This window comes from Kitasatospora sp. NPDC058162, assembly GCF_042884005.1.
In the GTDB taxonomy this organism is placed as follows: domain Bacteria; phylum Actinomycetota; class Actinomycetes; order Streptomycetales; family Streptomycetaceae; genus Kitasatospora.
In genome coordinates this window covers 326,216-353,044 of record NZ_JBHVUS010000004.1, presented here as the reverse complement: position 1 = coordinate 353,044, position 26,829 = coordinate 326,216, and the positions used below count along the sequence as shown (strand labels likewise).

Annotated in this window: 24 protein-coding genes; 11 read left to right on the top strand and 13 right to left on the bottom strand. The window is 73.1% G+C overall.

Annotated features, from left to right (window positions below; genetic code table 11):
- Positions 1-12: 12 nt before the first annotated feature.
- The 6 genes from ACFVXG_RS10715 to ACFVXG_RS10690 form a co-directional block, all read right to left on the bottom strand.
- Positions 13-951 (bottom strand): LuxR C-terminal-related transcriptional regulator, encoded by a 939-nt coding sequence (locus tag ACFVXG_RS10715; RefSeq protein ID WP_387926272.1) that lies wholly within the window; start codon positions 949-951, stop codon positions 13-15.
- A complete protein-coding gene (locus ACFVXG_RS10710; RefSeq protein ID WP_387926270.1) occupies positions 944-1,909 on the bottom strand; it encodes a LuxR C-terminal-related transcriptional regulator in 966 nt (321 codons plus the stop codon). The genes ACFVXG_RS10715 and ACFVXG_RS10710 overlap by 8 nt, the downstream gene beginning before the upstream one ends.
- Positions 1,906-2,880: a LuxR C-terminal-related transcriptional regulator gene (locus ACFVXG_RS10705; protein WP_387926268.1), complete on the bottom strand. Its 975-nt coding sequence runs from the start codon at positions 2,878-2,880 to the stop codon at positions 1,906-1,908. The genes ACFVXG_RS10710 and ACFVXG_RS10705 overlap by 4 nt, the downstream gene beginning before the upstream one ends.
- Positions 2,873-3,835: a LuxR C-terminal-related transcriptional regulator gene (locus tag ACFVXG_RS10700; protein WP_387926266.1), complete on the bottom strand. Its 963-nt coding sequence runs from the start codon at positions 3,833-3,835 to the stop codon at positions 2,873-2,875. Before ACFVXG_RS10700 ends, ACFVXG_RS10705 begins: the two co-directional genes overlap by 8 nt.
- Positions 3,825-4,820, bottom strand: coding sequence for a LuxR family transcriptional regulator (locus tag ACFVXG_RS10695; protein ID WP_387926264.1), 996 nt, complete (start codon positions 4,818-4,820; stop codon positions 3,825-3,827). The genes ACFVXG_RS10700 and ACFVXG_RS10695 overlap by 11 nt, the downstream gene beginning before the upstream one ends.
- Before the next feature lie 679 nt (positions 4,821-5,499).
- Complete coding sequence (locus ACFVXG_RS10690) at positions 5,500-6,690, bottom strand: TDT family transporter (RefSeq protein ID WP_387926262.1); 1,191 nt, start codon at positions 6,688-6,690, stop codon at positions 5,500-5,502.
- 70 nt (positions 6,691-6,760) lie between these two features.
- Between ACFVXG_RS10690 and ACFVXG_RS10685 the strand changes: the two genes are divergently transcribed.
- Entirely contained in the window at positions 6,761-7,693 is a 933-nt protein-coding gene (locus tag ACFVXG_RS10685) for a LysR family transcriptional regulator (protein WP_387926260.1), read from the top strand.
- Between the two features lie 122 nt (positions 7,694-7,815).
- Complete coding sequence (clpB, locus tag ACFVXG_RS10680; RefSeq protein WP_387926258.1) at positions 7,816-10,437, top strand: ATP-dependent chaperone ClpB; 2,622 nt, start codon at positions 7,816-7,818, stop codon at positions 10,435-10,437.
- Between the two features lie 72 nt (positions 10,438-10,509).
- On the opposite strand, the gene ACFVXG_RS10675 is transcribed toward clpB, so the two are convergent.
- On the bottom strand, positions 10,510-10,788 hold the full coding sequence (locus tag ACFVXG_RS10675) for a helix-turn-helix domain-containing protein (protein WP_387926256.1): 279 nt from the start codon (positions 10,786-10,788) through the stop codon (positions 10,510-10,512).
- A gap of 335 nt (positions 10,789-11,123) precedes the next feature.
- Between ACFVXG_RS10675 and ACFVXG_RS10670 the strand changes: the two genes are divergently transcribed.
- The 6 genes from ACFVXG_RS10670 (at position 11,124) to pyrE (ending at position 18,023) form a co-directional block, all read left to right on the top strand.
- The gene (locus tag ACFVXG_RS10670; protein WP_350506606.1) at positions 11,124-11,678 is read left to right on the top strand and encodes a YbjN domain-containing protein; all 555 of its coding nucleotides are present in this window, start codon (positions 11,124-11,126) and stop codon (positions 11,676-11,678) included.
- A 205-nt stretch (positions 11,679-11,883) separates the two neighbouring features.
- On the top strand, positions 11,884-13,044 hold the full coding sequence (locus tag ACFVXG_RS10665; RefSeq protein ID WP_387926254.1) for a pyridoxal phosphate-dependent aminotransferase: 1,161 nt from the start codon (positions 11,884-11,886) through the stop codon (positions 13,042-13,044).
- A gap of 804 nt (positions 13,045-13,848) precedes the next feature.
- Positions 13,849-14,376 (top strand): DUF2617 family protein, encoded by a 528-nt coding sequence (locus ACFVXG_RS10660; RefSeq protein WP_387926252.1) that lies wholly within the window; start codon positions 13,849-13,851, stop codon positions 14,374-14,376.
- A gap of 169 nt (positions 14,377-14,545) precedes the next feature.
- Positions 14,546-16,213, top strand: a complete 1,668-nt coding sequence (locus ACFVXG_RS10655; protein WP_387926251.1) for a polyamine aminopropyltransferase — start codon at positions 14,546-14,548, stop codon at positions 16,211-16,213.
- Between the two features lie 118 nt (positions 16,214-16,331).
- On the top strand, positions 16,332-17,396 hold the full coding sequence (locus tag ACFVXG_RS10650; RefSeq protein ID WP_387926249.1) for a hypothetical protein: 1,065 nt from the start codon (positions 16,332-16,334) through the stop codon (positions 17,394-17,396).
- A 90-nt stretch (positions 17,397-17,486) separates the two neighbouring features.
- The gene (pyrE, locus tag ACFVXG_RS10645; protein ID WP_387926247.1) at positions 17,487-18,023 is read left to right on the top strand and encodes an orotate phosphoribosyltransferase; all 537 of its coding nucleotides are present in this window, start codon (positions 17,487-17,489) and stop codon (positions 18,021-18,023) included.
- Between the two features lie 140 nt (positions 18,024-18,163).
- Here pyrE and ACFVXG_RS10640 read toward each other — a convergent pair whose 3' ends face one another.
- A complete protein-coding gene (locus tag ACFVXG_RS10640) occupies positions 18,164-18,883 on the bottom strand; it encodes a DedA family protein (protein WP_387926245.1) in 720 nt (239 codons plus the stop codon).
- A gap of 341 nt (positions 18,884-19,224) precedes the next feature.
- Between ACFVXG_RS10640 and fbaA the strand changes: the two genes are divergently transcribed.
- Entirely contained in the window at positions 19,225-20,247 is a 1,023-nt protein-coding gene (gene fbaA / locus ACFVXG_RS10635; protein ID WP_387926243.1) for a class II fructose-bisphosphate aldolase, read from the top strand.
- Between the two features lie 128 nt (positions 20,248-20,375).
- Here fbaA and ACFVXG_RS10630 read toward each other — a convergent pair whose 3' ends face one another.
- Positions 20,376-20,807 (bottom strand): DUF3151 domain-containing protein, encoded by a 432-nt coding sequence (locus ACFVXG_RS10630; protein WP_387926241.1) that lies wholly within the window; start codon positions 20,805-20,807, stop codon positions 20,376-20,378.
- Between the two features lie 222 nt (positions 20,808-21,029).
- Between ACFVXG_RS10630 and ACFVXG_RS10625 the strand changes: the two genes are divergently transcribed.
- Both ACFVXG_RS10625 and ACFVXG_RS10620 read left to right on the top strand, forming a co-directional pair.
- Positions 21,030-21,833, top strand: coding sequence for a DUF3152 domain-containing protein (locus tag ACFVXG_RS10625; RefSeq protein WP_387926239.1), 804 nt, complete (start codon positions 21,030-21,032; stop codon positions 21,831-21,833).
- A gap of 94 nt (positions 21,834-21,927) precedes the next feature.
- Entirely contained in the window at positions 21,928-22,638 is a 711-nt protein-coding gene (locus tag ACFVXG_RS10620) for a hypothetical protein (protein ID WP_387926237.1), read from the top strand.
- A gap of 6 nt (positions 22,639-22,644) precedes the next feature.
- Here ACFVXG_RS10620 and ACFVXG_RS10615 read toward each other — a convergent pair whose 3' ends face one another.
- The 4 genes from ACFVXG_RS10615 to purS all read right to left on the bottom strand — a co-directional run bounded on the left by ACFVXG_RS10615 (position 22,645) and on the right by purS (position 26,733).
- Positions 22,645-23,457, bottom strand: a complete 813-nt coding sequence (locus ACFVXG_RS10615; protein ID WP_387926235.1) for a sterol carrier family protein — start codon at positions 23,455-23,457, stop codon at positions 22,645-22,647.
- A gap of 65 nt (positions 23,458-23,522) precedes the next feature.
- Positions 23,523-25,778 carry a phosphoribosylformylglycinamidine synthase subunit PurL gene (gene purL, locus ACFVXG_RS10610; RefSeq protein WP_387926233.1) on the bottom strand — a complete coding sequence of 752 codons (2,256 nt, stop codon included), beginning with the start codon at positions 25,776-25,778 and terminating at the stop codon, positions 23,523-23,525.
- On the bottom strand, positions 25,778-26,479 hold the full coding sequence (gene purQ, locus ACFVXG_RS10605; protein ID WP_387926231.1) for a phosphoribosylformylglycinamidine synthase subunit PurQ: 702 nt from the start codon (positions 26,477-26,479) through the stop codon (positions 25,778-25,780). Before purQ ends, purL begins: the two co-directional genes overlap by 1 nt.
- Entirely contained in the window at positions 26,476-26,733 is a 258-nt protein-coding gene (purS, locus tag ACFVXG_RS10600) for a phosphoribosylformylglycinamidine synthase subunit PurS (RefSeq protein WP_387926229.1), read from the bottom strand. The genes purQ and purS overlap by 4 nt, the downstream gene beginning before the upstream one ends.
- Positions 26,734-26,829: the final 96 nt, after the last annotated feature.

The window sequence follows — 26,829 nt, the reverse complement described above, 5'->3', positions numbered from 1 at the left end:
GGCTCCCCGCATCTACCAGCCGAGCTGGAACAGCGTCTCCGCGTCGTAAAGCTCGCGAAGGCGGGCGATGTGGCCGGCCACGGTACGTTCGCTCAGGCCGAGGCGGCTCGCGATCGAGCGCTGGGTGAGGCCCTGGGCGAGGAGGCGGCCGACCTGCTCGTGCGCGGCGGAGTCGGTGGAACCGTCCACTAGGGCGGACCAGTTGACGCCTTCGGCCTGTCGCCAGTGCGTCTCGAAGTCCTGGACCAGGAAGTCGACCACGGCCGGGTCCTCGATGAAGGCTGCGCTGCTGTCGTCCGGAGCGGCGGAGATCACGGCGACGGTGCGGTCGAGGATCATCAGCTGCCGGAACGGAACGGGCAGGACCCGGATGTGACAGCCGACCTCTGTCAGTCGCGCGGCGATCCGGACCGTCGGGCCGTCGAGTCGGGCCGCGACCTCGTAGATCGTGCGCATCGTGCCGCCCGCCTCCGCGTAGCGGCGGGCGTGCGCCACGATGTCGTCCGCGGCCTCCGCCGGCCGGGCTCCGCCCGGGCGCAGGGACAGCGCTTCGCGGCCCAGCTCTTCGACGAGTTGGGAGACCCGGTGCCGGATGTTCGCGTGCCCCTGGACGATCCGGGTGGCCCCGGTGCCGTCGTGCCGTCGAGGGGCACCGTCGTAGGCGGTGGCCAGGTCGTCGAGGAGATCGGGGACTTCCTCCGCCTGGACCAGCAGGCGAGTACCGGCCGCCCGCAGGTCGGCCGCGATCCGAGCGGTGACCGTGCGCGGATTGACCGCGCTGAGCACACCATCCGAGATGTACGGTTTCAGCAGGCCCGTCTCCAGCAGGGTCTGAACGGTGTCGGCGTCCTCCCTCGGGATGTCGGCGATCCGGAGCCGTCCGCCGTCCTCCAGGATCGCGCGGTAGAGGTCGCGCGCGGCGTCGGGCAGGTCGAGGGCGGGCTCAGGCATCGCGGGCTCCCCGCATCTGCCAGCCGAGCTGGAACAGCGTCTCCGCGTCGTAGAGCTCGCGCAGGCGGGCAATGTGGCCGGCCACGGTGCGCTCACTCAGACCGAGGCGGCTCGCGATCGAGCGCTGGGTGAGGCCCTGGGCGAGCAGGCGGCCGACCTGCTCGTGGACGGCGGAGTCGGTGGAACCGGCGGCCAGGGCGGACCAGTTGATGCCTTCGGAGAGCTGCCAGAAGCGCTCGAAGACCTCGGCCAGGAAGGCGACCGTGGCCGGGTCCTCGACGAACGCGGCGGCGTTGTGGTCGGCCGAGGCCGGGATGATGGCTACCGTGCGGTCGAAGATCATCATCTTGGTGAGCGCGAACGGCGCGACCCGGATGTGGCAGCCGGAGTCGGTCAGCCGGGCGGCCAACTGAACGGTCGGGGCATCGAATCGGGCGGAGGACTCGTAGATGGTGCGCACGGATCCGCCGACCGCCACGAATCCGCCGGCATGCGCCACGATGTCGTCGACGGCGTCCGCCGGGCGCGCTCCGCCCGGCTGGAGGGACAGTGCCTCGTGGCGCAGCTCCTGCGAGAGTTGGGTGATCTGGTGCCGGATGTTCTCGGCACCCTCGATGATCCTAGTGGCCCCGGTCTGGTCGTGCCGTCGCGGGGCAGTGTCGTAGGCATCGGTCAAGTCACCTAGAAGGTCTGGGAGTTGATCAGCCTGCAGCAGCAGTCGGGTACCGGCTGCGCGCAGGTCGGCGCCGATCCGGGCGGTGACCGAGCGCGGATTGATCGCACTGAGCGAGCCGGTGGAGATGTACGGCTTCAACAGGCCCAGGTCCAGCAGGGATTGGACGGTCTCAGCTTGCCCATCTGGGATGTCCGCGATCCTGATCCGGCCGCCGTCGCGCAGGATGGCGCGGTAGAGGGCACGGGCGTCGTCGTCCGGGAGGGCGATGCCGTGGTCGGTCATGACCGCTCACCCCGCATCTGCCAGCCGAGCTGGAAGAGGGTCTCCGCGTCGTACAACTCGCGCAAGCGGGCGATGTGGCCGGCGACCGTGCGCTCGCTCAGGCCGAGGCGGCTCGCGATCGAGCGTTGGGTGAGGCCCTGGGCGAGCAGGCGGGCGATCTGGTCGGGGGCGTCGGATTCTGTTGAACCCTCAGCCAAGGCAGCCCAGTTGACGCCGTCGGATTGATGCCACAGCTGCTCGAAGGCTTCGACGATGAAGGCCACCATCGCCGGGTCGTCGACGACGGCGGCACTGTTGAGGTCAGGGGCTGCGGGGATGACGGCGACGGTCCGGTCGAAGACCAGGAAGCGCTTGAACGGGCGGTCGAGCGCCCGGATCGCGCAGCCGAGCCCAGTGGCTGCCGCCGCATAGGCCACGGCCCCGGGGTCGGTACGGGCGCCGAGCTCGAACAGGCACCGGATGGCACCGCCGCGTTCGAGGTAGCGGCGGGTGCGGACGAGGGATTCGGCGAATTGACCGGCATCACGCATGGCGCCGGGTTGGGCGCTCAGGGTTTCGCTGGCGAACTCCTGGGTCAGTTGTTCCACTTCGTGCCGGATCTCGGCCTTGCCGGTGATGACCCGGGCCCGGCCGAGGCCCGGCTCCCGCCGGGGTGCGGTGTCGTAGGCATGGGTGAGGTCCCGCAGTTGATCGGGGACCTGGTCCGCCTCGGTCAGCAGTCGGGCGCCGACCCTGCGGATGTCGGCGCCGATGCGTTCGGCGACCGCCCGGGGATCGACCGCGCTGTACGAGTTGTCGACCAACTGCGGGACCACCAGCCCGAGTTCCACCAGCCGCCCGAGCGTCTCCCGGTCGCTCGGGCCGACCTCGGCGGCGCGGATGCGGCCGCCCTCGCGGAGGATGGTGAGGTAGAGGGCACGGGCATCGTCGTCCGGGAGGGCGGAGGCGAGGAAGGTACTGGGGTCAGCCATGGCGTTCTCCGCGGAGGTGCCAGCCGAGGTGGAAGAGGGTCCGGGCGCCGTAGCGGTCGCGGAGGCGGGCGATGTGGGCGGCGACGGTGCGTTCGCTGAGGCCGAGGCGGGTGGCGACGGCGCGTTGGGTGAGGCCGCGGGCGAGCAGCCGGCCGATGCGGACGGTGGTGGGGTGGGGGGCGCCGAGGTTGCGGTCGGCGGGGGTGGCGCGGGCCCAGTCGCGTTCGAACTGGGCGACCAGGTAGGCGAGGGTGGTGGGGTCGGTGACGACGGCGGCGCGGCTGCGGTCCTCGGCGGCGGGGATGACGGCCACCGAGCGGTCGAAGACCAGGACCCGCTCGTACGGTTCGGCGAGCACCCGGACCTCGGCGCCCTCGCCGCTGCGGAGGGCGACTTGGCGCAGTGTGGCGGGGTCGTCGAGGGCGCCGGGCTGGTGGAGGGTGCGCATCGAGCAGCCGCGCCGGAGCAGGGCGAGATCCTGGGCGAGGGTGGTCCGGAGGGCCTCGGTGGCGTGGTGGCCGGGTCGGGCGGCGAGGAACTCCTGTTTGCACCCGGCGAGGAGTTCGGAGAGGCACTGGCGGACGGCCGCGGTACTGGCGCCGACTCCGTCGAGCCGTGCCGCGTCGACGGAACCGGAACCGCCCGGCTCGGCCCCGGGCGGCCGGTGGAGCGCCTCGTAGGCGCGGGAGAGCGGCTGGAGGGTGCCCGGCAGCCGTTCGGCGTGGACCAGCAACCGGGTGGCCCGGAGGCGGAGTTCGGCGCCGAGGCGGTCGCCGAGGGCGCGCGGGTTGGCGACGGTGTAGCCGGTGGCGGTGGGGGTGAGGAGCCCGCGGGCGACGAGGGCGGCGACGGTGGGGCGGTCGGCGGGGGCGAGTTCCTCGGGGCGCAGCCGGCCGCCGGCGCGGACGACGGCGAGGTAGAGGGCGTGCTCGGCCGAACCGGGTTCATCGGTCATCGCGGGCGCCTCTCATCAGCCAGCCGAGCTGGAAGAGGGTCTGGGCGCCGTACCGGTCGCGGAGGCGGGAGATGTGGCCGGCGACGGTGCGTTCGCTGAGGCCGAGACGGGTGGCGACGGCGCGTTGGGTGAGGCCGCGGGCGAGCAGCCGACCGACCCGGTCGGGGATGGTGCGGGCGGGGCCGTGGCCGAGGGCGGCGGCGGCTTCGGCGGTGTCGGCGCGGGCCCAGTCGCGTTCGAAGCCGCCGATCAGGAAGGCGAGGGTGGCCGGGTCGCTGATGAACGCGGCGGTGCTGTTGTCGTCGTTGGCGGAGATGACGGCGACGCTGCGGTCGAAGACGATCAGGCGCTGGAAGGGCTCGTCGAGGACCCGGATCTGCGAGCCGTGCCGGGTGACCTTCTCGGCGTAGGCGAGGGCGGGCGGCTCGACGAGGGCGACGGGCTGGTAGATGGTGCGCAGCGAGCAGCCGCGCTGGAGGAGTTGGACGTCCTGGTCGAGGGCGACCTGGAGGGTGTCGGCGGGTCGGTGGCCGGGTTGGGCGGTGAGGACCTCGGAGCGGCAGTCGGAGACCAGTTGGGAGATCCGCTGGCGGATGTGCACGTGCCCCTCGACGTAGACCGCACCGCCGGAGCCGCCGGACGGGCGGGGCATCGCGTCGTAGGCGCGGGTGAGGCCGTCGAGGGCGCCGGGGAGGTTCTCGGCGCGGACCAGCAGTCGGGTGGCCTCGCTGCGGAGTTCGGCGCCGAGCCGGTCGCTGACGGAGCGCGGGCTGACGGCGGTGTAGCAGCGGTCCATCCGGTTGACCATGACGAGGCCGATGTCGAGGAGCTGCCGGAGCGCGGTCCGGTCGACGTCGGTGATGTCGGCGAACGGGATGCGGCCGCCTTCGGCGATGATCGCCAGGTAGAGCTGTCGGGCGGCCTCGTCGGGTTCTCCGCCCTCGGGTACCGCATGGTGCGGCGCGACCGCCGGTTCCGCCGTCACGTCGTACTCTCCCTGCCGGACGCCTCTCCCCTGTTGCCTTCCCCGCCCGTACGCGCGGGCCGCGGGGTGCGCGGTCCGCGGATACCGGTGGCCGGGCGTCTCACGCTACCGGTCGGACGGCGGGCCCCCGGGTCCGGGTGCCGTCGCACACGGGGTCCCGGGGGCCGCCATCGGCACGCCAATGCCTAGGCGCTTCCGTCGAGGCGGAGCAGCAACGCCTCGCCGGCTCCGGCCCGGGCTCCATCACCACACATGGATCCCGGCCGGGGCTCTTCCCCCCCGTTCCACAGGTGCGGGACGTGCACCCGTGGTCAGTATTGAAGAGCAAGTCGCCACCATCGGGCTGCGGTGCCCGGCGACCTGGCGTACCTCCACCCTCACAGCGTGACGGCCGGTGGACAAGTGCCGCCCGAGTGCAGGTTCGCGCAATTGCAGTTATCTGCATCCCGCAGCGGGTGCGGGGCGGTGGGCGGCGGGCGGGATTCCGGTAAAGCCCGAGGCCAGCGGGGGGTGCCGGTGGCGGGCGGCGGTTGGCAGTCCACCGTCATCGTGCAGCTGCGCGTTCCTGCAACGGCGGCGTGCTGCTGAGCTGCGCAGAGCCGCCAGGCAGACCCGCCAGGCGGACTGCCCGGCGGGTCTGCGCAGCTCAGCGCGCCACGGCGGGCGGCGGCGCCCCGGCTCAGCGCGCCAGCAGTCGGCCGCGCAGCAGCCCGGTGGCCGTACCGGTCGCGGCGAGCACCCAGGCGGTGCCCAGCAGCAGGTAGAGCCCCACGGCGAGTCCGGTGAAGCCGCCGAAGCCGGTGTGCCGGGCGAGCGCGGAGGCGCCGGTGACGCAGGTGCCGACCGGGAAGGTGAACGCCCACCAGGTCATCGCGAACGGCATCCCGGCCCGCCGGGCGCGCAGGTTGGCGGCGAGCGCGACGGCCAGCCAGAGCATCGCGACGCCCATCACCGCGACGCCGTACAGCTCGGCCAGCGGCAGCAGGACGGGGGCCAGTGCGGGCAGCACCGGGCGGGTCTGGTCGGCGAGCTGGTGGATCGCGGTGACCGACTGGCCGAGCGGGCCGAGCACCAGGAACAGCGCGGGGGTGAGCACCAGGGTGGGCAGCTTGCTGTGGAACAGGCCGGTGAACACCACGGGCAGCAGCACCAGGGTGGCCAGTAGGCCGATCCCGAACAGGGCCCAGCAGCCGTACAGCATGGCCTGCTGCGGGGTTCCGGCGGGCAGGTGGGGGACGAGGGCGGGGCCGCAGGCGGAGGCGACCAGCGGGGCGACCACGGGCAGCAGCCAGGTCGGGTTGGCCTCCAGGGCGGACACCCGGTGCCGGGTGATCATCAGGTACGGGATGCCGGCCGCGACGGTCAGCGCGTAGAGCGTGCCGACGCCCCACAGCACGGCGTCCAGGGCGACGGCCGGGCCGGTGCCGATGACCCGGGAGCCGAGCAGCAGGGTGCCGAGCCCGACCGCCAGCAGCGCCATCGGCGGGCAGCCGTAGAAGACGGCGGTGGCCGGGTTGTCCAGCAGCTGGGTGCGGGCCGCCTCGCGGTGCCGGGTGAGGTGCACCAGCCGGGCGCCGGCCAGCAGCAGCAGGGCGGCCGCGCCGAGCGCCCACATCACCTCGCCGAAGCCGATCAGCCCGGGCAGGTGGACCGGCAGGGCGGCGGCGCCGTTGGCCACGATCGCGGTGCCCATCACGGCGGCGTACCAGTTGGGGCCGAGCTGGGCGAGGTCGAGGCGCGAGAGGTGCGAGAGGTGCGAGAGGCTGGAGGGGCGGGAGAGATCGGAGGGGCGGGACGGCCGGGGCTGCTCGGAGGAGCGGGCAGGAGCGGCGGAGCTGGTGAGCGGGCGGACATCGGCCGAGGTGGACATGGTTCCACCGTCGCCGAACGGCCCGGCCGCCGGTAGCGCCGCGGGTTCTATGAGGGCATAGCCTGAACCTATGCCCCTCTCTCCGCACGTCCCCGAACTGGGTGCCCTGGAACTGCTGCTCGCGGTGGCCCGCCTGGGCAGCGTCGGCCGGGCCGCGGCCGAGCTGGGCGTGAGCCAGCCGACCGCGAGCGCCCGGATCAAGGGCATGGAACGGCAGATCGGCGTCCCGCTGCTGGAGCGCTCGCCCCGGGGCAGCCGGCCGACCGAGGCGGGCCGGCTGGTGGTCGAGTGGGCCCGCCAGGTGGTGGAGGCGGCGCAGGCGCTGGACGCCGGGATCGACGCGCTGCGCGAGCGGCGGGACGCCAAGCTGCGGGTGGTGGCCAGCCTGACCGTCGCCGAGTACCTGATGCCGGGCTGGCTGATGGCGCTGGCCGAGGCCAGTCCGGGGACGGCGGTGACGCTGCGGACGGCGAACTCGGCGGAGGTCGCCGGGCACGTGCTGGCCGGGGACGCCGACCTCGGCTTCGTCGAGGGCCCGACCACCCCGCCGGGGCTGGCCGGCGCGGTGGTGGCGGCGGACCGGCTGGTGGTCGTGGTGGCGCCCGGCCACCGCTGGGCGCGCCGCCGCACCCCGCTGACCGGGGCGGAGCTGGCGGGCACCCCGCTGGTGCTGCGCGAGCCGGGCTCGGGCACCCGGGAGGTGCTGGAGATGGCGCTGACGCCGTACGGGGGCGCGGCCCAGCCCCGGATGGAGCTGGCCTCGTCCACCGCGTTGAAGGCGGCGGCGATGACCGGGGCCGGGCCGGTCTGCCTGAGCGAGCTGGCGGTGGTGGAGGAGCTGGCCACCCGGCGGCTGGTCGAGGTGCCGCTGGCGGAGGAGCTGGACCTGCGGCGGCCGCTGCGGGCGGTGTGGCCGGCCGGGCAGCGGCCGGGCGGGCCGGCCCGGGAGCTGCTGGGGCTGACCCGGCGGAGCGTCCGCCAGCACCTGAAACGAAAAGCCTGAACCCGCGCGGAGGCCGATGGCCCCGGGAAAAGCCTTCAGGAGAAAGTTGAGCGGAATACACTCAACTTAGTGCATGCTGTACCTGGCAGCAGTGAACGACGACGAGGGAGGATCCCCCAGCAGTGGACGCGAGCAAGTTCACCACCAAGACGCAGGACGCCCTGGCCACCGCCATCCGGCAGGCGGGCGCGGCAGGAAACCCGGACGTCAGGCCGGTGCACATCCTGATCGCCCTGCTGGAGCAGCCCGAGGGCATCGCCCGGCCCCTGCTGGAGGCGGTCGGGGCGAACGCCGCCCGGGTCGACGCCGAGGCGCGCCGCCAGCTGACGGCGCTGCCCAGCGCGACGGGCTCGACGGTCTCCGCACCGCAGCTGGCCCGGGACACCCTGGCCGTGCTCACCGAGGCCGGCCGGCGCGCGGACGACCTGGACGACCAGTACGTCTCCACCGAGCACCTGCTGGTCGGCCTGGCCGCCGAGGGCGGGGCGGTCGCCGAGCTGCTGGCGCAGCAGGGCGCGACGCCCAAGGCACTGCTCGCCGCCTTCAAGGACGTCCGGGGCAGCGGCCGGGTGACGTCGCCGGATCCGGAGGGCACGTACAAGGCCCTGGAGAAGTACGGCACCGACCTCACCCAGGCCGCCCGGGACGGCAAGCTCGACCCGGTGATCGGCCGGGACCACGAGATCCGCCGGGTGGTCCAGGTGCTCTCCCGCCGGACGAAGAACAACCCGGTGCTGATCGGCGAGCCCGGCGTCGGCAAGACGGCCGTGGTCGAGGGCCTGGCCCAGCGCATCGTGGCCGGTGACGTGCCGGAGTCGTTGCGTGGCAAGCGGCTGGTCTCGCTGGACCTCAGCGCGATGGTGGCCGGCGCCAAGTTCCGCGGCGAGTTCGAGGAGCGGCTGAAGGCCGTCCTGCACGACATCAAGTCCTCCGACGGCCAGGTCGTCACGTTCATCGACGAGCTGCACACCATGGTCGGCGCGGGCGCCGGCGGCGACTCCGCGATGGACGCGGGCAACATGCTCAAGCCGATGCTGGCCCGCGGCGAGCTGCGGATGGTCGGCGCCACCACGCTGGACGAGTACCGCGAGCGGATCGAGAAGGACCCTGCACTGGAGCGCCGCTTCCAGCAGGTGCTGGTCGGCGAGCCCAGCGTGGAGGACTCGATCGCCATCCTGCGCGGCCTCAAGGGCCGGTACGAGGCGCACCACAAGGTGCAGATCTCGGACGCCGCCCTGGTCGCCGCGGCCACCCTGTCCAACCGCTACATCACCTCCCGCTTCCTGCCCGACAAGGCGATCGACCTGGTCGACGAGGCGGCCTCCCGGCTGCGGATGGAGATCGACTCCTCCCCGGTCGAGATCGACGAACTCCAGCGCGCCGTCGACCGCTTGCGGATGGAGGAGCTCGCGCTGGAGAAGGAGTCGGATCCGGCCTCGATCGACCGGCTGGCCCGGCTGCGGCGCGATCTCGCCGACAAGAACGAGCAGTTGAGCGTGCTGACGGCGCGCTGGGAGCAGGAGAAGAAGAGCCTCAACCGGGTCGGCGAGCTCAAGGAGCGGCTGGACGACCTGCACGGAGCGCTCGAACGGGCCCAGCGCGACGGGGACTTCGAGCGGGCCTCCAAGCTGATGTACGCCGAGATCCCGGCCGCCGAGACGGAGCTCACCGAGGCCCAGGAGCGCGCCGCCACCGCGAACGACGAGGCCGGCTCCGCCTCCCCCTCGATGGTCAAGGAGGAGGTCGGCCCGGACGACGTGGCCGACGTGGTCGCCTCCTGGACGGGCATCCCGGCCGGCCGGCTGCTGGAGGGCGAGAGCGCCAAACTCCTGCGCATGGAGGAGGAGTTGGGCAGGCGCCTGATCGGCCAGGCGGAGGCCGTGCAGGCCGTCTCGGACGCGGTGCGCCGCACCCGCTCGGGCATCGCCGACCCGGACCGCCCGACCGGCTCCTTCCTGTTCCTCGGCCCGACGGGCGTCGGCAAGACCGAACTCGCCAAGGCCCTGGCCGACTTCCTGTTCGACGACGAGCGGGCCATGGTCCGGATCGACATGAGCGAGTACGGCGAGAAGCACTCGGTCTCCCGCCTGGTCGGCGCCCCGCCCGGGTACATCGGCTACGAGGAGGGCGGCCAGCTCACCGAGGCGGTCCGCCGCCGCCCGTACAGCGTGGTGCTGCTGGACGAGGTGGAGAAGGCCCACCCGGAGGTCTTCGACGTGCTGCTCCAGGTGCTGGACGACGGCCGGCTCACCGACGGCCAGGGCCGCACGGTGGACTTCCGCAACGCGATCCTGATCCTCACCTCCAACCTGGGCTCGCACTACCTGGTCGACCCGACCACCCCGGAGGACAAGAAGAAGGCCCTGGTGCTGGACTCCGTCCGGGCCGCGTTCAAGCCGGAGTTCCTCAACCGGCTGGACGACATCGTGGTCTTCGACCCGCTGGGCACCGCCGAGCTCAGCCGGATCGTCGACCTTCAGGTCGCCCGCCTCGGCGAGCGGCTGCGCGAGCGGCGGCTCACCCTGGAGGTCTCCGCCGCGGCCCGCGACTGGCTGGCCCTCACCGGGTACGACCCGGCGTACGGCGCCCGCCCGCTGCGCCGGCTGGTGCAGTCCGCGATCGGCGACCAGCTCGCCCGGGCGATCCTCTCCGGCCAGGTGCACGACGGGGACACCGTCCTGGTCGAGCGGGACGAGGAGGGCGACCGGCTCACGGTCCGCGGCCGGGGGCCGCTGGAGAAGTAGGCACCGGGTACGGGCCGCTCCCTCGCCCACGCGAGGGGGCGGCCCGCCCGGCACCCTGGTCCGCCGGACCGGCTAGTCCGCCGCCCGTTGCCGCCGCCGCGAGCGGTCCCGCCAGGCGCGCGCCAGCCGGTGCAGCTCGGCCCCCTGGGACTCCGGGAGGTTCCAGGTCTGGGTGAGCAGCCGCAGGGTGGACACCCGCGGGCAGGACACCCCCCGCTCCAGGTCGCGGATCGACCGCACGCTCAGCCCCGACGCCTCCCCCAACTGCTCCTGCGTCATCCCCCGGTCCAGCCGGATGTTCCGCAGCAGCGCCCCGAGCGAGGCGCCCTCCCCGGTCACCGTACGCTCCATCCCCGTTCCCCCCTTCGGTTCAAAACACCTCAACTCACCCGGAGGAGAAGGACTTTGCCCCGGGTGAGTTCCGTCGCACGCTAACCGCATCCGGCCCGTACGGCAGGCGAACCCGGGCGCCGGGCGCGTGACTTGGCTCACGCCCGCGCCGGGCGCGCGGCGGGGCCACCGCACCCCGGACACCGTGCGTGACGAAGGCCTCCGGACGCCCCCTGAGGAAGATCGGCGCGCCCCCCGGTGCCCCTGTGAGCGGCGCCCCGGATGAGGCAGGATGGGAGGTGGAAAGGGCGGCCTCTCATTGCCGGCCACCACGTGCACTGAGGAAGAGGACCCCCATGAGCATCGACCCGTCGTCCATCCCGTCGTTCGGCGTGCCCCAGGGCGGCCAGCCCGGCGGCCAGGGTGGCCGACCGGCCGGCCCGCCGCCGATCGTCGTCCCGGAGCAGAGCCTGGTCGCCCAGCTGCTCGACCAGATGCAGCTGAAGCACGTCGTGGACGAGGAGGGCGACCTCACCGCCCCCTGGGAGGGCTTCCGCGTCTACTACATGTTCCGCGGCGAGCAGAAGGAGCTCTTCGCGGTCCGCGCCTTCTACGACCGCGCGTACCCGCTGGAGAAGAAGGGCGAGATCCTCGACCTGATCGACGAGTGGAACCGCGAGACCCTCTGGCCCAAGGTGTACACCCACACCCACGAGGACGGCGTGGTCCGCCTGATCGGCGAGGCCCAGATGATCGTCGGCACCGGCGTCAACCTGGACTACTTCGTCACCACCACCGCGAACTGGACCCAGGCCGCGGTCGGCTTCGAGCAGTGGATCGTCGAGCGCCTCGGCCTGCAGAACGAGATCGAGGGCGAGGACGGCGAGGGCGAGGGCGGCGAGGAGGCCTGATCCCGGCCCCGGCCCGCGCACCCCTGCGGCCCGGCCCCCGGCACCGCCGGGCGGCCGGGCGGCCGGGCCGTTTCCGTACCCGCCCCGGTCGGCCCCGCCCCCGGTCCCGGCCGGCCCCGCCCCGCACCGCAGCGCCCGGCCGTCCTTGTCCCCGGCCCCCGGCTGCCCCAGGATGGCCCTGACGACGAGCCGTGAGGAGCCGACGATGGGTACCAGGCCGCTGCTGAACCGCCGACTGGACGGGATGGGCACGACGATCTTCGCCGAGATGTCCGCCCTGGCCACGGCCACCGGCTCGATCAACCTCGGCCAGGGATTCCCCGACACCGACGGGCCGCGCGAGATCGCCCGGGCCGCCGCCGACGCCGTACTGAGCGGTCGCGGCAACCAGTACCCGCCCGGCCCCGGCATCCCCGAGCTGCGGCAGGCCATCGCCGAGCACCAGCAGCGCTTCCACGGTCTGGCCTACGACCCGGACACCGAGGTGCTGGTCACCGCCGGCGCCACCGAGGCCATCGCCGCCGCCCTGCTCGCCCTGCTGGAGCCCGGCGACGAGGTGATCGCCCTCGAACCCTTCTACGACTCCTACGCCGCCTGCATCGCCATGGCCGGCGCCGTCCGCCGCCCGCTCACCCTCCGGGCCCCGCACTTCCGCCCCGACCTGGACGAGCTGCGCGCCCTGATCACCCCGCGCACCCGGCTGCTGCTGATCAACACCCCGCACAACCCCACCGGCACCGTCCTCACCGCCGAGGAGCTGGCCGGCATCGCCGCCCTGGCGATCGAGCACGACCTCCTGGTGATCACCGACGAGGTCTACGAGCACCTGGTCTTCGGCGCCACCCACCACCCCCTCGCCGCCCTCCCCGGCATGCGCGAGCGCACCGTCAGCATCTCCTCCGCTGGCAAGACCTTCTCCTTCACCGGCTGGAAGGTCGGCTGGGTCACCGCGAGCCCCGCCCTGGTCGCCGCCGTGCGCACCGCCAAGCAGTACCTCACCTACGTCAGCGCCGGCCCCTTCCAGTACGCCGTGGCGGAGGCCCTGCGCCTGCCCGACGGCTACTTCGACACCCTGCGCACCGACCTCCTCCGCAAGCGCGACCTCCTGCTCGACGGCCTCACCGCGGCCGGCTTCCGCGCCTTCACCCCCGAGGGCACGTACTTCATCACCACCGACATCACCCCGCTCGGCGAGAAGGACGGCATCGAGTTCTGCCGCGCCCTCCCCGAGCGCTGCGGCGTCGTCGCCATCCCCAACGCCGTCTTCTACGACGACCCTGACGCCGGCCGCAGCCTGGTCCGCTTCACCTTCTGCAAGAAGGACGAGGTCCTCCAGGAGGCCGTCACCCGCCTCCAGCGGCTCTGAGGCGACGCACCCGACCACCCTTCCGTTCCCCCGCCCGTCCGCGGCCGGGGAACGTCAGCACCGGCGCGGGCCCACTGCCGCCGTCCGGTCGTGCGCCGCGGCCGGTTTCGCCACGTCCGCCGCTTCGGGACGGGCCAACAGCACCTCCCTGCCCAGGAGTTGACGGCCAGGCGGGGCCGTACTCCGCCCACCCCGTGCCCCGCGGCGGCGCCTGGCCCCGGCCACCGGCGCCGCGCTTATCCGTCCGGCGGGCGGTTTGTGCAAAAGGAGTGCGGCCATCCGGGGGTGCGTTGCGTTGCTACGGCGCGCGCGTAGGTTTCGCGCGCCCCCTGAGACGGGACCAATTCTGGCCCGGCAAGCGCGCTGATTCGCCCTCAACTCCCCTGGATGGCATGCTCCTTTGCTGCCCGTGAGGCAAGTCCGGCAGCCCGACGGGCACGCCCCGACCACCCTCCGCACCCCGCGTACGGCAGGTGGGAGCGCACGAAGCGCTCGAAGAGTGCACAACCGGCGCACACGGCGCACGGGCCGGTGACAGGGGCGCGCGCTGTGCAGACTCGCACACCGGCTCGATCAGAGCCGGGAAGCAGGTGTGCTCGAAACGGTGAATGCTTGACAAAGTTGGGTAAATCACCGACGGACCCGGCGTATTCATGCTTCTCTGCTGCTGAATCTCCAGCCGGAATCCTTCCTTCCACGGTCGGCCGCGCCCAGGGCCGCACAGCCACGAACAGCCTCGCCATCGCCTAGGCCTACTCGCTGCTGCTCGGCGGGCGCGCACGGAGCTGAAACGCGGAGCCGAGCATGCTCACCACACTGCAGACCTCCTACACGGACACCCGCGCCGGTGACCTGGCCTGGTGCCTCGGCGGCGACCCGCTGCCCGCGCTCGCCGTCCGCGACCTGAGACTCGGCGGCCGCCGCCCCGGAACCTCCGGCACCCTGCAGCTGCGGCTGCTGGGCGCCTCGCACCAGGTGGTGATCTCGGCCGGCCCCGGCGACTGCCTGGAGACCGTCGCCTGCATGCCCGGCCGCCGCACCCCGCTGCCGGCCCGGGTGGCCAAGCAGGTCGGCGGCTGGGAGTACGAGTTCGCCGCCCGCATCGAAGCCCTGCCCCCGCACGACTTCGCGGCCCGCGCCCAGGAGCTGCTGGCCCTGGTCGAGGGGCACCCGCGCGGCCTCGCCGGGGTCTTCCCGGGCGACCCGAGCGCCTTCACCGCCCTGGTCACCCAGGGCGGCACGGACCGGCTGCTCTGGCGCACCTGGCACGCCTACCCGCAGGAGGGGCAGTTGGTCTGCACCCGCTCCTCGCTGGTGGTGTCGGGGCCGTGACGGCCCGCGAGCCGAACGCCCAGAGCCCGTGCAGCAGCACCGCTCCGGTCATTCGGCACCCGGCACAAGCCTACGAATCGTACGCAGGAACGATTCGTCAATCCGACGGTCCTCGCTGTCCGTCGGATGGGCGCAGCCATCCGTCCCGCACGTCCCCTAGCGTTTGTTCGTGATCAACCATCCGGCCGGTCCGCCCGCACGCCCGCGAGTGGACCTCGACGACGGCACCCCACCCAGGCCCGGGCGAACCCTCACCCCCCTGCCCACCCGCCGTCGCTCCCGGCTGCGCTCCCGCCCCCGGCTCGCCCGGCTGACCGTCCTGCTGGCCGCGTTCGTCTGCGCGGCCTGCGGACTCGTCTACGAACTCGAACTCGTGGCGCTCGGCGACTACCTGCTCGGGGACACCGTCACCCAGACCTCCGTCGTGCTCTCCGTCATGGTCTTCGCAATGGGCCTCGGCTCACTGCTCGCCAAACGGCTCACCCGCCGGCCCGCGACCGCCTTCGCCCTCGTCGAGTGCGCCCTCGCCCTCACCGGCGGGCTCTCCGTCCTCGCCCTGTACTCCTGCTGGGCCTGGATCGGCCGCTACCAGGCCGCCATGGTCGGCCTCACCTGCCTCATCGGCATCCTGATCGGCGCCGAGATCCCCCTGCTGATGACCCTCATCCAACGCATCCGGCGCGAGGACGCCGGACGCGCCGCCGCCGACCTGTTCGCCGCCGACTACGTGGGCGCGCTGATCGGCGGCCTCGCCTTCCCCTTCCTCATCCTCCCCGGGCTCGGACCCGGCGACGGCGCCCTGCTCACCGGGGCGGTCAACGCCGTCGCCGGGTCCGCCGTGGTGCTCTGGCTCTTCCGCGAGGAACCCGCCCCCCGGATACGACGGCTGCTCTGGGCCGGCTGCACCCTCGTCCTCGCCCTGCTCGCGGCCGCCGCCGTCGGCTCCGACGCGGTCGAAAGCGCCGCCCGGCACGCCCTCTACGGCGACCAGGTCCGCTACGCCACCCGCAGCCGGTACCAGGAGATCGTGCTCACCGGCCCCGCCGAGGGCCCGCTCCGGCTCTACCTCGACGGCCGCCTCGCGGTCTGCGGACCCGACGAGTACCGGGGCAGCGAAGCCCTGGTCCACCCCGCCATGGCCGCCGGGCCGGACGCCCGGGTCCTGCTGCTCGGCGGCGGCGACGGCCTCGCCCTGCGGGAGGTGCTGCGGCACCGCGGCGTCCGCACCGTCCGCCTCGTCGACGCCGACCCGGCCCTCCCCCGGCTCGCCCGCACCGACCCCGGCCTCGCCGCCCTCGACGGCCACTCCCTCGACGACCCCCGGGTCCGCACCACCGCGGCCGACCCGATGGCCTGGCTGCGCGGCGCCCCCGACGAGCAGTACGACGTGGTGCTCGCCGACCTGCCCGCGCCCTCGGACGGCGGACCGGTCAAGTTCCACTCCCAGGAGTTCTACGGCCTCGCCGCCCGGCTGCTGGCCCCCGGCGGCCGGATCGCCGTCCGCGCGGGCGGGGACTCCGAGGACGGCGGGGGCAGCGCGGACGGCGGGGACGCCGACGGCCTCTGGCGGATCGAGTCGGGCCTACGGGCGGCCGGGCTGCGGACCACCCCGTACGCGGTCGAGGGCGGCGCCGCCACCGACTGCCGCCCCGGCCCGCGGGACACCGCCCAGGACTTCCTGCTCGCCGCCGCCACCCCGCCCCCGCTCACCCTCGCCCCGGACGCCCCGCCACCCCGCGCCCTCACCCCCGACACCCTGCGCGACTCCACCACCCGCCTCACCGCCCTCCGCCCGCCCCACCCCCCGGCCCCGCTCACCCTCCTGGGCCCGCGCTGAGGCAGCCCGGGCGGGGCGCCCCGGCTTCGGGCGGGTGAGGAGGGTGGTGAGGCGGGCGGGGAAAGTCCGGCGGTGGTGGGTAGGGACCGGGCGGGGCCCAGTCGGTAGGCTCCGTGGCATGGAGCATGAGGTTGTCGTCCCGATGTCCGCAGAGCTGGTGCGGGAGGCCTTGCAGGATCCGGCGCTGCTGGCGCGGAGCGTGCCGGGACTGAGCACCGAGCCGGCGGCGGTCGGGGCCGGGCCGGCCGAGGAGATCGGCGGGCGGCTGAAGCTGCGGATCGGCGGCTCGACGATCACCTACAAGGGCGTGCTGTCGCTGATCGAGGGCCGGGGCGGGGTGCTGACCGTGCTCGCCGAGGGCGAGGAGGTCCGGGGCAGCGGCGAGGCGACCGCCACCGTACGGGTGAGCGTCGCGGAGGGCGCCGAGGACGGCACCGCGACGGTCCGCTTCACCGGCGACCTGAGTGCCACCGGTCGGCTGACCGAGTTCGACGCCGAGACCCTCGACGCCGTCGGCCGCCGCCTGCTGGAGCGTTTCGCCACCGCGCTCACCTCCCCGGACGCCCCGGCCGAGGACGACGAGGAGCTCACCGACGAGGCCGCCGGCGAGACCGCGGACGAGGCCGGGACGGGGTCCGAGGACGAGAACGAGGCCGGGACCGACGCCGAGGTCGTGTTCATCGAGGAGCGCCAGGACCAGCCCGGCGACGACCTGGAGGACGACCTCTCCGACCTGATCGCCTTCTCCGACGCCGATGCCGAGCGTTTCGGCCTCCCCACCGGCTCCGCCGCCGACGACGACGCCGACGATGACGACATCGACGACCACGACGACGGCAACGCCGCCGAGGCCGGCGGCCCGCAGGACGGGGTCGCCGAGGAACTCCCGGTCGAGCCGCTGTTCGCCTACGAGGACGAGCCGGAGCTCTCCGGCCCGGTCCGCCGCAGCATCGTCGGCCGTTCGGCCGAGGAGGTGGACCACGCCCCGCCGCGCGGTCGGTACGCCCCGGCGCTGCCGTCCCGCAGCGCGCGGGCCCGGGCGGCGTCCCGCTGGGGCGGCGAGGCCGGTGGCATCGTGGTGCCGGGCACCGGCGGCCGCAGTGCGGTGCCGTGGGTGATCGGCGGCTCGGTGGCCCTGCTGGGCGGCGCCGTGGTGCTGGTCCGGGCGCTGCGTCGCCGCTGAGGCCCGTCCTCCGGCCCTGGCCCGCGCCCGCGGACTCCCGGCGTTGCCCCGCAGGCGGGAGGCCCAGGGCGGGGCCTAGACTGAACGCTCATGAGCAACGACCGCGACGCCCTGCTGGCACAGATCAAGGACAAGGCCGTCGTGCACGGCAAGGTCACCCTTTCCTCCGGCAAGGAGGCCGACTACTACGTCGACCTGCGCCGGATCACGCTGGACGGCGAGGCCGCCCCGCTGGTCGGCCGGGTGATGCTGGACGCGACCTCCCACCTGGAGTACGACGCCGTCGGCGGCCTGACCCTGGGCGCCGACCCGGTGGCCGCCTCGATGCTGCACGCCGCCGCCGCGCGCGGGCAGAAGCTGGACGCCTTCGTGGTCCGCAAGGCCGGCAAGGCGCACGGCCTGCAGCGCCGGATCGAGGGCCCCGACGTGAAGGGCCGCCGGGTGCTGGCGGTCGAGGACACCTCCACCACCGGTGGCTCGGTGCTGACGGCCGTCGAGGCGCTGCGTGAGGCGGGCGCCGAGGTGGTCGGCGTCGCGGTGATCGTCGAGCGCGGTGGCGCGGCCGCCGTCGAGGCCCAGGGCCTGAACTACGTGACCGCCTACACCGCGGCCGACCTGGGTCTCTGACCGCAACGGACGACACAACACGGAGGGCCGGGCCCTGTTTCACGTGAAACCACGTGGAACGGGGCCCGGCCCTCCGCCTTTACGCCGTGAAGACCGCAAAGACCGTAGCGGCCTGGAGGCCGTCAGCGGCCGTCACCGCCTCAGCCGCGCCGGTGCCGCCCGCTGCCGCCCGCTGCCGCGTCGGCGGCCGGGGCCTCGACCACGCCGGCCTTCTTCTTGCGGCGCTCCCGCATGACCTCGAACAGGATCGGCGAGATCGACAGCAGCACGATCAGCAGCACGGCCGGGATCAGGTACTTGTCGATCACCGGGGCGAGCGCGTCGCCGAAGAAGTAGCCGATCAGCAGCATGGACTCGGTCCAGAGCACGCCGCCGACGACGTTCCAGACGAAGAAGGTCTTGGCGGGCATCTCCAGGGTGCCGGCCACCGGGTTCAGGAAGGTCCGGATGATCGGCATGAAGCGGGCCAGCACGACGGCCTTGCCCGAGCCGAACTTGTTGAAGTACTCCTCCGCCTTCACCACGTACTCGCGGCGGAAGATCTTCGAATCGGGCTTGTCGAACATCTTCGGTCCGACCTTGGCGCCGATCAGGTGCCCCAGCTGGGCACCGGCGACCGCCGCGATCGGGCAGCCCACGAGCAGCACGGCGATCGGCAGCTTCGCGCCGTCGCCGAGCACCGAGGAGGCCGCGTTCGAGGCCGCGACGCCCGCCAGGATCAGCAGCGAGTCGCCCGGGAAGAAGAAGCCGACCAGCAGGCCGGTCTCCGCGAAGATGATCGCGATCAGCCCGATGGCGCCGAGGGACGAGATCAGGGATTTGGCGTCGAGCAGGTTGACGGCCAGCTGGTTGTAGTCCACGGGCGCAGGATAGCGGTCGTACCTTTCCGGCGGCTTCCGGCCGAGCCCCCGCGCCCCCGCCCGGGGCCGACGACGAGTTCCGGCCGAGCCCCGCCGGTGCGACGTCCCGACAGGCGGGCTCCTGCTGACCTGCGGGCACGAGTCTGGGAAGATGACACCGGCGTCCGGTCCGCGGCAGCCACCACCCTCATGGCCGTACCGCGGAGGTCGCCTCGAACCTTGGTGCCGGAGAGCCACACCGCAGCGCCGCGCGTCGGCGGGCCGGCACGGAGTCGTCACGAAGGCGTACACAGCGTCGGACAGCACCGTCCGTACGCCGCAACCCGACAGGAGCGGATCGCATGCCCATCGCAACTCCCGAGGTCTACAACGAGATGCTGGACCGGGCCAAGGCGGGCAAGTTCGCCTACCCGGCCATCAACGTCACCTCGTCGCAGACCCTGCACGCCGCGCTGCGTGGTTTCGCCGAGGCCGAGAGCGACGGCATCATCCAGATCTCGACCGGTGGCGCGGAGTTCCTGGGCGGCCAGCACAGCAAGGACATGGTGACCGGCGCGGTCGCGCTCGCCGAGTTCGCCCACATCGTCGCCGCCAAGTACGACGTCACGGTCGCGCTGCACACCGACCACTGCCCGAAGGACAAGCTGGACGGCTACGTCCGCCCGCTGCTGGCGGTCTCCGCCGAGCGCGTGGCCAAGGGCCAGAACCCGCTGTTCCAGTCGCACATGTGGGACGGCTCGGCCGAGACCCTCGCCGACAACCTGGCCATCGCCCAGGAGCTGCTGGCCGTGGCCGCCGCCGCCAAGATCATCCTCGAGGTCGAGATCACCCCGACCGGCGGCGAGGAGGACGGCGTCACCCACGAGATCAACGACGAGCTGTACACCACCGTCAACGACGCCGTGCGCACCGCCGAGGCGCTGGGCCTGGGCGAGCAGGGCCGCTACCTGCTGGCCGCCTCCTTCGGCAACGTGCACGGCGTGTACAAGCCGGGCAACGTCGTGCTGAAGCCGGAGCTGCTGCGCGAGCTGCAGGACGCGATCGGCAAGCAGTACGGCAAGACCGACCCGTTCGACTTCGTCTTCCACGGCGGCTCGGGCTCGACCGCCGAGGAGATCGCCACCGCGCTGGAGAACGGCGTCGTGAAGATGAACCTGGACACCGACACCCAGTACGCCTTCACCCGCCCGGTGGCCGGCCACATGTTCGCCAACTACGACGGCGTGCTGAAGGTCGACGGCGAGGTCGGCAAGAAGAACACCTACGACCCGCGCACCTGGGGCAAGCTGGCCGAGGCCGGCATGGCCGCCCGCGTGCGCGAGGCCGCCGAGCAGCTGCGCTCGGCCGGCAAGCGCCTGAAGTAACGAGCGCCCGGAATGACGAGTGCCCCCGGTGGACGATCCACCGGGGGCACGGTCACGTCCGGGCCCCTACAGCTCGGACGACTTCAAGCTCGGACGGCTTCAAGCTCGGACGGCTACCGCCCGGTCGACTACAGCTCGGTCGACGGCTTGAGCTCCGCGTACGCCTCCGCGCTGCTGTCCTTCAGGAACTGCCAGCAGCGGGCCTCCTCCTCGGTCTCCTTGATCGCGCCGGCCGCCCGGGCGAGCGCCGCCAGGCAGCGCAGGAAGCCGCGGTTGCCGCGGTGCTCCCACGGCACCGGCCCGTGGCCCTTCCAGCCGTTGCGGCGCAGCGCGTCGAGGCCGCGGTGGTAGCCGGTGCGGGCGTAGGCGTACGACTCGACGTGACGACCGGCCGCGTAGGCGTCGTCGGCGAGCATGGCCCAGGCGAGGCAGAAGGTCGGGAAGTCCGCGGCCACCTGGGTGGGTGAGGCGGACTCCTCCGCGAGCATCCGGTAGGGCTGCTCGTCCTCCGGCAGGAGGGTCGGTTCGGGGCCGTCGAGAAGATTCCTGTGGATCGCCATGGGGTGCAGTCTGCCATCCGGGGCGCAGGGGTCAACCGTCCGGCCGCGGCGGAGCGCCGGGAGCCCGCCCGCTGCATACCCCGTATGTAGACATTCACCCGTTCGCATGCCAGGGTGTCGCTCGTGCCAGCAGCAAGACCCGCCCGCCGACGAGCCGCACCTCCCAGGAACGACCGCGGTGGCCGCCGACGCCGCCGGGCACGCCGCAGGATCGGCCCTGGCATGCTCACGGCACTGGTGGTCTCCGTCCTGCTGCTGGGCGCCGCGGTCTTCGTGCTGAACCGCACCCCGGACACCCCGGCCCCCGCCGCGACCGCCCAGGCCCGGGTCGCCCCGCCCGCCGAGCAGGTGCCCGGCACCCCGTCGGCGGCACCGGTGGCCGCCGGCCCCACCGTCACACCCACCCCGCCCCCGGCGACCACCCCCGCGCCCGCACCCACGCCCACCGGCCCGGACCCCGGCCCCACCAAGGGCTCGGGCACCTTCAGCATCGCCCCCGCCAACGCCAAGGCGGTCGGGCGCGGGACCGTGCGCCGCTACCGGGTGGAGGTCGAGGACGGCATCGGCATCGACGCCGCGTCCGCCGCCGCGCAGGTCCACGGCATCCTCGGCGACCCCCGCGGCTGGACCAACGACCGCAAGAACGCCTTCCAGCTGGTCGCCGGCGGCTCCTACGACTTCACCGTGAAGATCGCCTCCCCGGCCACCGTCGACAAGATCTGCGGCGCCTCCGGGCTGGACACCCACGGCGAGGTCAACTGCAACGTCGGCAACCAGGTGCTGGTCAACTCCAAGCGCTGGAACACCGGTTCACCCCAGTTCAGCGGCCCGCTGGACGAGTACCGGGCCCTGATCGTCAACCACGAGGTCGGCCACCGGATCGGCCACGGGCACGAGACCTGCCCCGGCCCCGGCAAGCCCGCGCCCGCGATGATGCAGCAGATCTACGGCCTCAAGGGCTGCGCGCCCAACGCCTGGCCGTACTCGGCCGAGGGCAGCTACCTGAGCGGCCCGGCCGTGCCCTGAGGCGTGGCTGCCCCAGGGTCCGGGGTCCCTCTTCGGAACGGAGTTGAGACCTGATCGGCAGCGCCCCGGTACGGCCACGGCCTACCCTGCGGTCATGACCGCTGCCCAACGCCGAAAGCTCGCCGCCGTGTTCGCCGCCGCCGGGGTCGCCCTCGGTGCCGCCGCCTGCTCGTCCTCGGCCGACAGCGGCCCCGGCACCGGCGGTGGACCGCTGTCCTACGACCGCGTCCGGTCGACCGCCCTCGACCTGGTCAAGAACAAGTCCACCAGCTGCCCGTTCGGCCTCGACCTCGCGAAGGCGACCGCCGCCGCCGGGATCAGCGGCGCCGTCGCCCCCGCCGTCACGGACGGGCGCTCGGTCACCGGCAACGCCGGCGACGGAGTACCGGCCCAGCCCTGGCCGTCGGGCGCCACCCACCCGCCGACCATGCCCGAGATGCCGGCCACACCCCCGAACGCCCAGATCACCTGCTCGTACACGGTCGGCCCGTCCACCGTCGACATCGACCTGCTGGCCGTGTCGAAGAACGACTACGGCGTCAGCATGATGCTTCCCACGATCCGGGGCGCCGGGCTGCTCAGCCTGGACCAGCTGACCCGGTTCTCCACCGACCGCCCCGCCGTCGGGCAGACCAAGCTCACCCCGGGCCAGGGCACGGCCGCCGTCTCCCGGATCTCCCTGCACGGGGAGGGCGACCTCGTCCTGATGCTGTCCCAGAACACCAGCAGCGGCGAGCCGGACCAGGCCCTCGCCGGTGAACCGCTGCGCAAGGCCGCCGAGGCCCTGGCCGGGCAGATCCACTAGGCAGGCCTATCCCAGGACCGGCAGGTACTCCGCCAGGTCGCTGCGCTCCCCCGAGGCGGACACCCGGTGGTCGGCCACCGCCGCCGCCCACGGCAGGCGGCCGGTGGCGAGCCGGATCCAGGTCAGCGGGTCGGTCTCGACCACGTTCGGCGGGGTGCCGCGGGTGTGCCGGGGGCCCTCGACGGCCTGGACCACGGCGTACGGCGGGATCCGCAGCTCGACCGCGCCGCCGGGGGCCCGGGCGGCCAGTGCGTCGGCGAGCAGCCGGGTAACGGCGGCGAGGGCCTGCCGGTCGTGTGGGAAGGCGGCGGGGCCGAGGGCGTCGGCCAGGTCGTCGGCGTGCACGACGGTCTCGACGAGCCTGGTGACCAGCATGTCGGCGAGTGTCATCGAGCCGAGCCGGATCTCGAACCGCCGTACCGGGTCGGCGGCTTCGGGCCTGGCCAGCAGCCCGGTCAGCGCGTCGGCGGCGCTCCCGAAGGCCGCCGCGACGGCGGCCGCGTCCCCGTCGAAGTCCGCCGCGGCCCGCTCCCGGGCCTGCTCGTCCAGCAGCGGCGCCACCGTGCCGACCGCCGCCACCCAGCCCGCCAGGTCGAGCGGCGGACGCCCCTGGAGCGGGTCGTCCAGGTGCGCGGGGACGAAGTCGAGTTGGACGGCCAGGTGCGCGAGCAGCTCCCGCACCCGCCAGTCCCCCAGCCTGGTCGGCAGGTCCAGCTGTTCGTCGCCGAGGCCCGCCACGGCGGCGCGCAGCGCCCCGGTCTGGGCGGCCAGCGCGGCGCGGACCTTCTGCGGTTGGTACGTACGGGACTTGGCGGGCATGGGGCCCAAGATACGCCGAGGAGCGGACGGTTCAGCAGAACCGTCCGCCCCTCGACAACGACCCGTCAGGCCAGCAGGGCCTCGATGACGCCGGTGTGGGCGTCCTTCAGCTCGGCCAGCGTGACGCTGAACTGCCCCTGGACGTCGATGCTGTCGCCGTCCACGACACCGATCCGGGTGGCCGGCAGGCCACGCGCGGTGCACATGTCGTTGAAGCGGAGCTCCTCGCTGCGCGGCACCGCCACGACGGCGCGGCCGGCCGACTCCGAGAACAGCAGGACGAACGGGTCGGTGCCCTCGGGCACGACGATCCGCGCGCCGTGGCCGCCCTTGAGGCAGCTCTCCACGAGCGCCTGGCCGAGGCCGCCGTCGGAGAGGTCGTGCGCGGCGTCGATCATGCCGTCGCGCGAGGCGGCGATCAGGATGTCGCCGAGCAGCCGCTCGCGCTCCAGGTCCAGCTTGGGCGGCAGGCCGCCGAGGTGGTCGTGGACGACCTGCGACCAGGCCGAGCCGCCGAGCTCGTCCGCGGTGTCGCCGAGCAGGTAGAGCAGCTGCCCCTCCTCGGCGAAGGCGATCGGGGTGCACCGGGTGACGTCGTCGATGACGCCGAGCACCGCGACCACGGGGGTCGGGTGGATGGCGACCTCGCCGGTCTGGTTGTACAGCGAGACGTTGCCGCCGGTGACCGGGGTGCCGAGCACCAGGCAGGCGTCGGCCAGGCCGCGGGTCGCCTCGGCGAACTGCCACATCACGTCCGGGTCCTCGGGGGAGCCGAAGTTGAGGCAGTCGGAGACGGCGAGCGGCTTGGCACCGCCGGCCGCGACGTTGCGGTAGGCCTCGGCCAGGGCCAGCTGGGCGCCGGTGTACGGGTCCAGCTTGGCGTAGCGGCCGTTGCCGTCGGTGGCGACCGAGACGCCGAGGTTGGTCTCGTCGTCGATCCGGATCATGCCCGAGTCCTCGCCGTGGGCGAGCACCGTGTTGCCGAGCACGTACCGGTCGTACTGGTCGGTGATCCAGGACTTGGAGGCCTGGTTCGGGTGGCTCGCGACCTTCAGCAGGTCGGCCTTGAGGCCCTCGCCGGTGGTCGGGCGGGCCAGCCGCTCGGCGGTCGGGGCGTCGGCCTGCAGCGCGTCCTGCCAGCTCGGGCGGGCGTAGGGGCGCTGGTAGGTCGGGCCCTCGTGGGCGACGGTGCGCGGGGGCACGTCCACCACGAGCTCGCCGTGCCAGAAGATCTCCAGGCGCTCGCCGTCGGTCACCTCACCGATGACGTTGGCGATGACGTCCCACTTCTCGCAGATCTCCAGGAAGCGGGCGACCTTGTCGGGCTCGACGATCGCGCACATCCGCTCCTGCGACTCGCTCATGAGGATCTCCTCGGGCGAGAGCGTGTGGTCGCGCAGGTGCACGGTGTCGAGGTCGATCCGCATGCCGCCGGAGCCGGCCGAGGCCAGCTCGCTGGTGGCGCAGGACAGACCGGCGCCGCCGAGGTCCTGGATGCCCTTGACGAGCTTCTCCCGGAAGATCTCCAGGGTGCACTCGATCAGGAGCTTCTCCTGGAACGGGTCACCGACCTGGACGGCCGGGCGCTTGGTCGGCTTGGTGTCGTCGAAGGTCTCGGAGGCCAGCACCGAGACGCCGCCGATGCCGTCGCCACCGGTGCGGGCTCCGTACAGGATGACCTTGTTGCCGGCGCCGGAGGCCTGCGCGAGGTGGATGTCCTCGTGCTTCATGACGCCCACGCACAGCGCGTTGACCAGCGGGTTGCCCTGGTAGCAGGAGTCGAAGACGACCTCGCCGCCGATGTTCGGCAGGCCCAGGCAGTTGCCGTAGCCGCCGATGCCCGCGACGATGCCGGGCAGCACGCGCCGGGTGTCCGGGTGGTCGGCCGCACCGAAGCGCAGCGGGTCCATCACGGCGACCGGGCGGGCGCCCATCGCCAGGATGTCGCGCACGATGCCGCCGATGCCGGTGGCCGCGCCCTGGTAGGGCTCGATGTACGACGGGTGGTTGTGCGACTCGACCTTGAAGGTCACCGCGTAGCCCTGGCCGACGTCGACCACACCGGCGTTCTCGCCGATGCCGACGAGCATCGCGTCCGAATCCGGCTTCTTGTCGCCGAACTGCTTCAGGTGGACCTTGCTGCTCTTGTACGAACAGTGCTCGGACCACATGACCGAGTACATCGCGAGCTCGGCGCCGGTCGGGCGGCGGCCGAGAATCTCCCGGATGCGTGCGTACTCGTCCTGCTTGAGGCCGAGTTCGGCCCACGGCTGGGCGGCGTCCGGGGTCTGCTCGGCGTTCTTGACGGTGTCGAGGCTCATCAGGCGTTCACCAGCTGCTTCAGGACGGAAGTGAAGAAGCCCAGGCCCTCGGTGCTCGGACCGGTGAGCGGCTCCACGGCGTGCTCCGGGTGCGGCATCAGGCCGACGACATTGCCGGCGGCGTTGGTGATGCCGGCGATGTCGCGGTACGAACCGTTCGGGTTACCGTACCCATCAGCGGCGTCGCCGCGGACGAGGTAACGGGCCACGACCCGGCCCTCGGCCTCGAGTTCGTCCAGGACGTGGGCGTCGGCGACGAACCGGCCCTCGCCGTTCTTCAGCGGGACGACGATTTCCTGGCCCACCGAGTAATCGCCGGTCCAGGCGGTGTCCGCGTTCTCGATCCGGAGCTTCTGGTCGCGGCAGATGAAGTGCAGCGAGTCGTTCCGGTGGAGCGCGCCGGGCAGCAGGTGCGATTCGCACAGCACCTGGAAGCCGTTGCAGATACCGAGGACCGGCATTCCGAGCTTGGCCTGCTCGATGACGGTCTCCATCACCGGCGAGAAGCGGGAGATCGCGCCGCAGCGCAGATAGTCGCCGTAACTGAATCCGCCGGGCAGGACGACGGCGTCGACCTGGTGGAGATCCTTGTCACGGTGCCAGAGGGCGACCGGCTCCGCGCCGGCCAGGCGGACCGCGCGCTGGGCGTCGCGGTCGTCGAGGGATCCGGGGAAAGTGACGACGCCTACGCGGGTGGTCACTTCGCCTCCTCCTCCTCGACCCGGACGGTGAAGTCCTCGATCACGGTGTTGGCGAGAAAGGTCTCGGCGGCTTCGCGGATACGGGCGAGCGCGGCGTCGTCGACCGGACCCTCCAGCTCCAGCTCGAAACGCTTGCCCTGGCGGACGTCGGCGATCCCGGTGAATCCGAGACGGGGCAGTGCACGCTGCACCGCCTGTCCCTGGGGGTCGAGGATCTCCGGCTTGAGCATGACGTCGACTACGACGCGTGCCACTGGCACTCCCGGTGGTGTCTTCGGTGAGGCGGGGGAACTCCAGACTACCGGCCGTTCGGGGCAGGATTGCTGGCCGGGGCGGGTGACGCGCGTAGA

Excerpts from the sequence above, each read along its gene's own strand:
- ACFVXG_RS10715 (WP_387926272.1), bottom strand. The coding sequence starts at position 951 with ATGCCTGAGCCCGCCCTCGACCTGCCCGACGCCGCGCGCGACCTCTAC.
- ACFVXG_RS10710 (WP_387926270.1), bottom strand. The coding sequence starts at position 1,909 with ATGACCGACCACGGCATCGCCCTCCCGGACGACGACGCCCGTGCCCTC.
- ACFVXG_RS10705 (WP_387926268.1), bottom strand. The coding sequence starts at position 2,880 with ATGGCTGACCCCAGTACCTTCCTCGCCTCCGCCCTCCCGGACGACGAT.
- ACFVXG_RS10700 (WP_387926266.1), bottom strand. The coding sequence starts at position 3,835 with ATGACCGATGAACCCGGTTCGGCCGAGCACGCCCTCTACCTCGCCGTC.
- ACFVXG_RS10690 (WP_387926262.1), bottom strand. The coding sequence starts at position 6,690 with ATGTCCACCTCGGCCGATGTCCGCCCGCTCACCAGCTCCGCCGCTCCT.
- ACFVXG_RS10685 (WP_387926260.1), top strand. The coding sequence starts at position 6,761 with ATGCCCCTCTCTCCGCACGTCCCCGAACTGGGTGCCCTGGAACTGCTG.
- ACFVXG_RS10675 (WP_387926256.1), bottom strand. The coding sequence starts at position 10,788 with ATGGAGCGTACGGTGACCGGGGAGGGCGCCTCGCTCGGGGCGCTGCTG.
- ACFVXG_RS10670 (WP_350506606.1), top strand. The coding sequence starts at position 11,124 with ATGAGCATCGACCCGTCGTCCATCCCGTCGTTCGGCGTGCCCCAGGGC.
- ACFVXG_RS10665 (WP_387926254.1), top strand. The coding sequence starts at position 11,884 with ATGGGTACCAGGCCGCTGCTGAACCGCCGACTGGACGGGATGGGCACG.
- ACFVXG_RS10660 (WP_387926252.1), top strand. The coding sequence starts at position 13,849 with ATGCTCACCACACTGCAGACCTCCTACACGGACACCCGCGCCGGTGAC.
- ACFVXG_RS10650 (WP_387926249.1), top strand. The coding sequence starts at position 16,332 with ATGGAGCATGAGGTTGTCGTCCCGATGTCCGCAGAGCTGGTGCGGGAG.
- pyrE (WP_387926247.1), top strand. The coding sequence starts at position 17,487 with ATGAGCAACGACCGCGACGCCCTGCTGGCACAGATCAAGGACAAGGCC.
- fbaA (WP_387926243.1), top strand. The coding sequence starts at position 19,225 with ATGCCCATCGCAACTCCCGAGGTCTACAACGAGATGCTGGACCGGGCC.
- ACFVXG_RS10630 (WP_387926241.1), bottom strand. The coding sequence starts at position 20,807 with ATGGCGATCCACAGGAATCTTCTCGACGGCCCCGAACCGACCCTCCTG.
- ACFVXG_RS10625 (WP_387926239.1), top strand. The coding sequence starts at position 21,030 with ATGCTCACGGCACTGGTGGTCTCCGTCCTGCTGCTGGGCGCCGCGGTC.
- ACFVXG_RS10620 (WP_387926237.1), top strand. The coding sequence starts at position 21,928 with ATGACCGCTGCCCAACGCCGAAAGCTCGCCGCCGTGTTCGCCGCCGCC.
- ACFVXG_RS10615 (WP_387926235.1), bottom strand. The coding sequence starts at position 23,457 with ATGCCCGCCAAGTCCCGTACGTACCAACCGCAGAAGGTCCGCGCCGCG.
- purL (WP_387926233.1), bottom strand. The coding sequence starts at position 25,778 with ATGAGCCTCGACACCGTCAAGAACGCCGAGCAGACCCCGGACGCCGCC.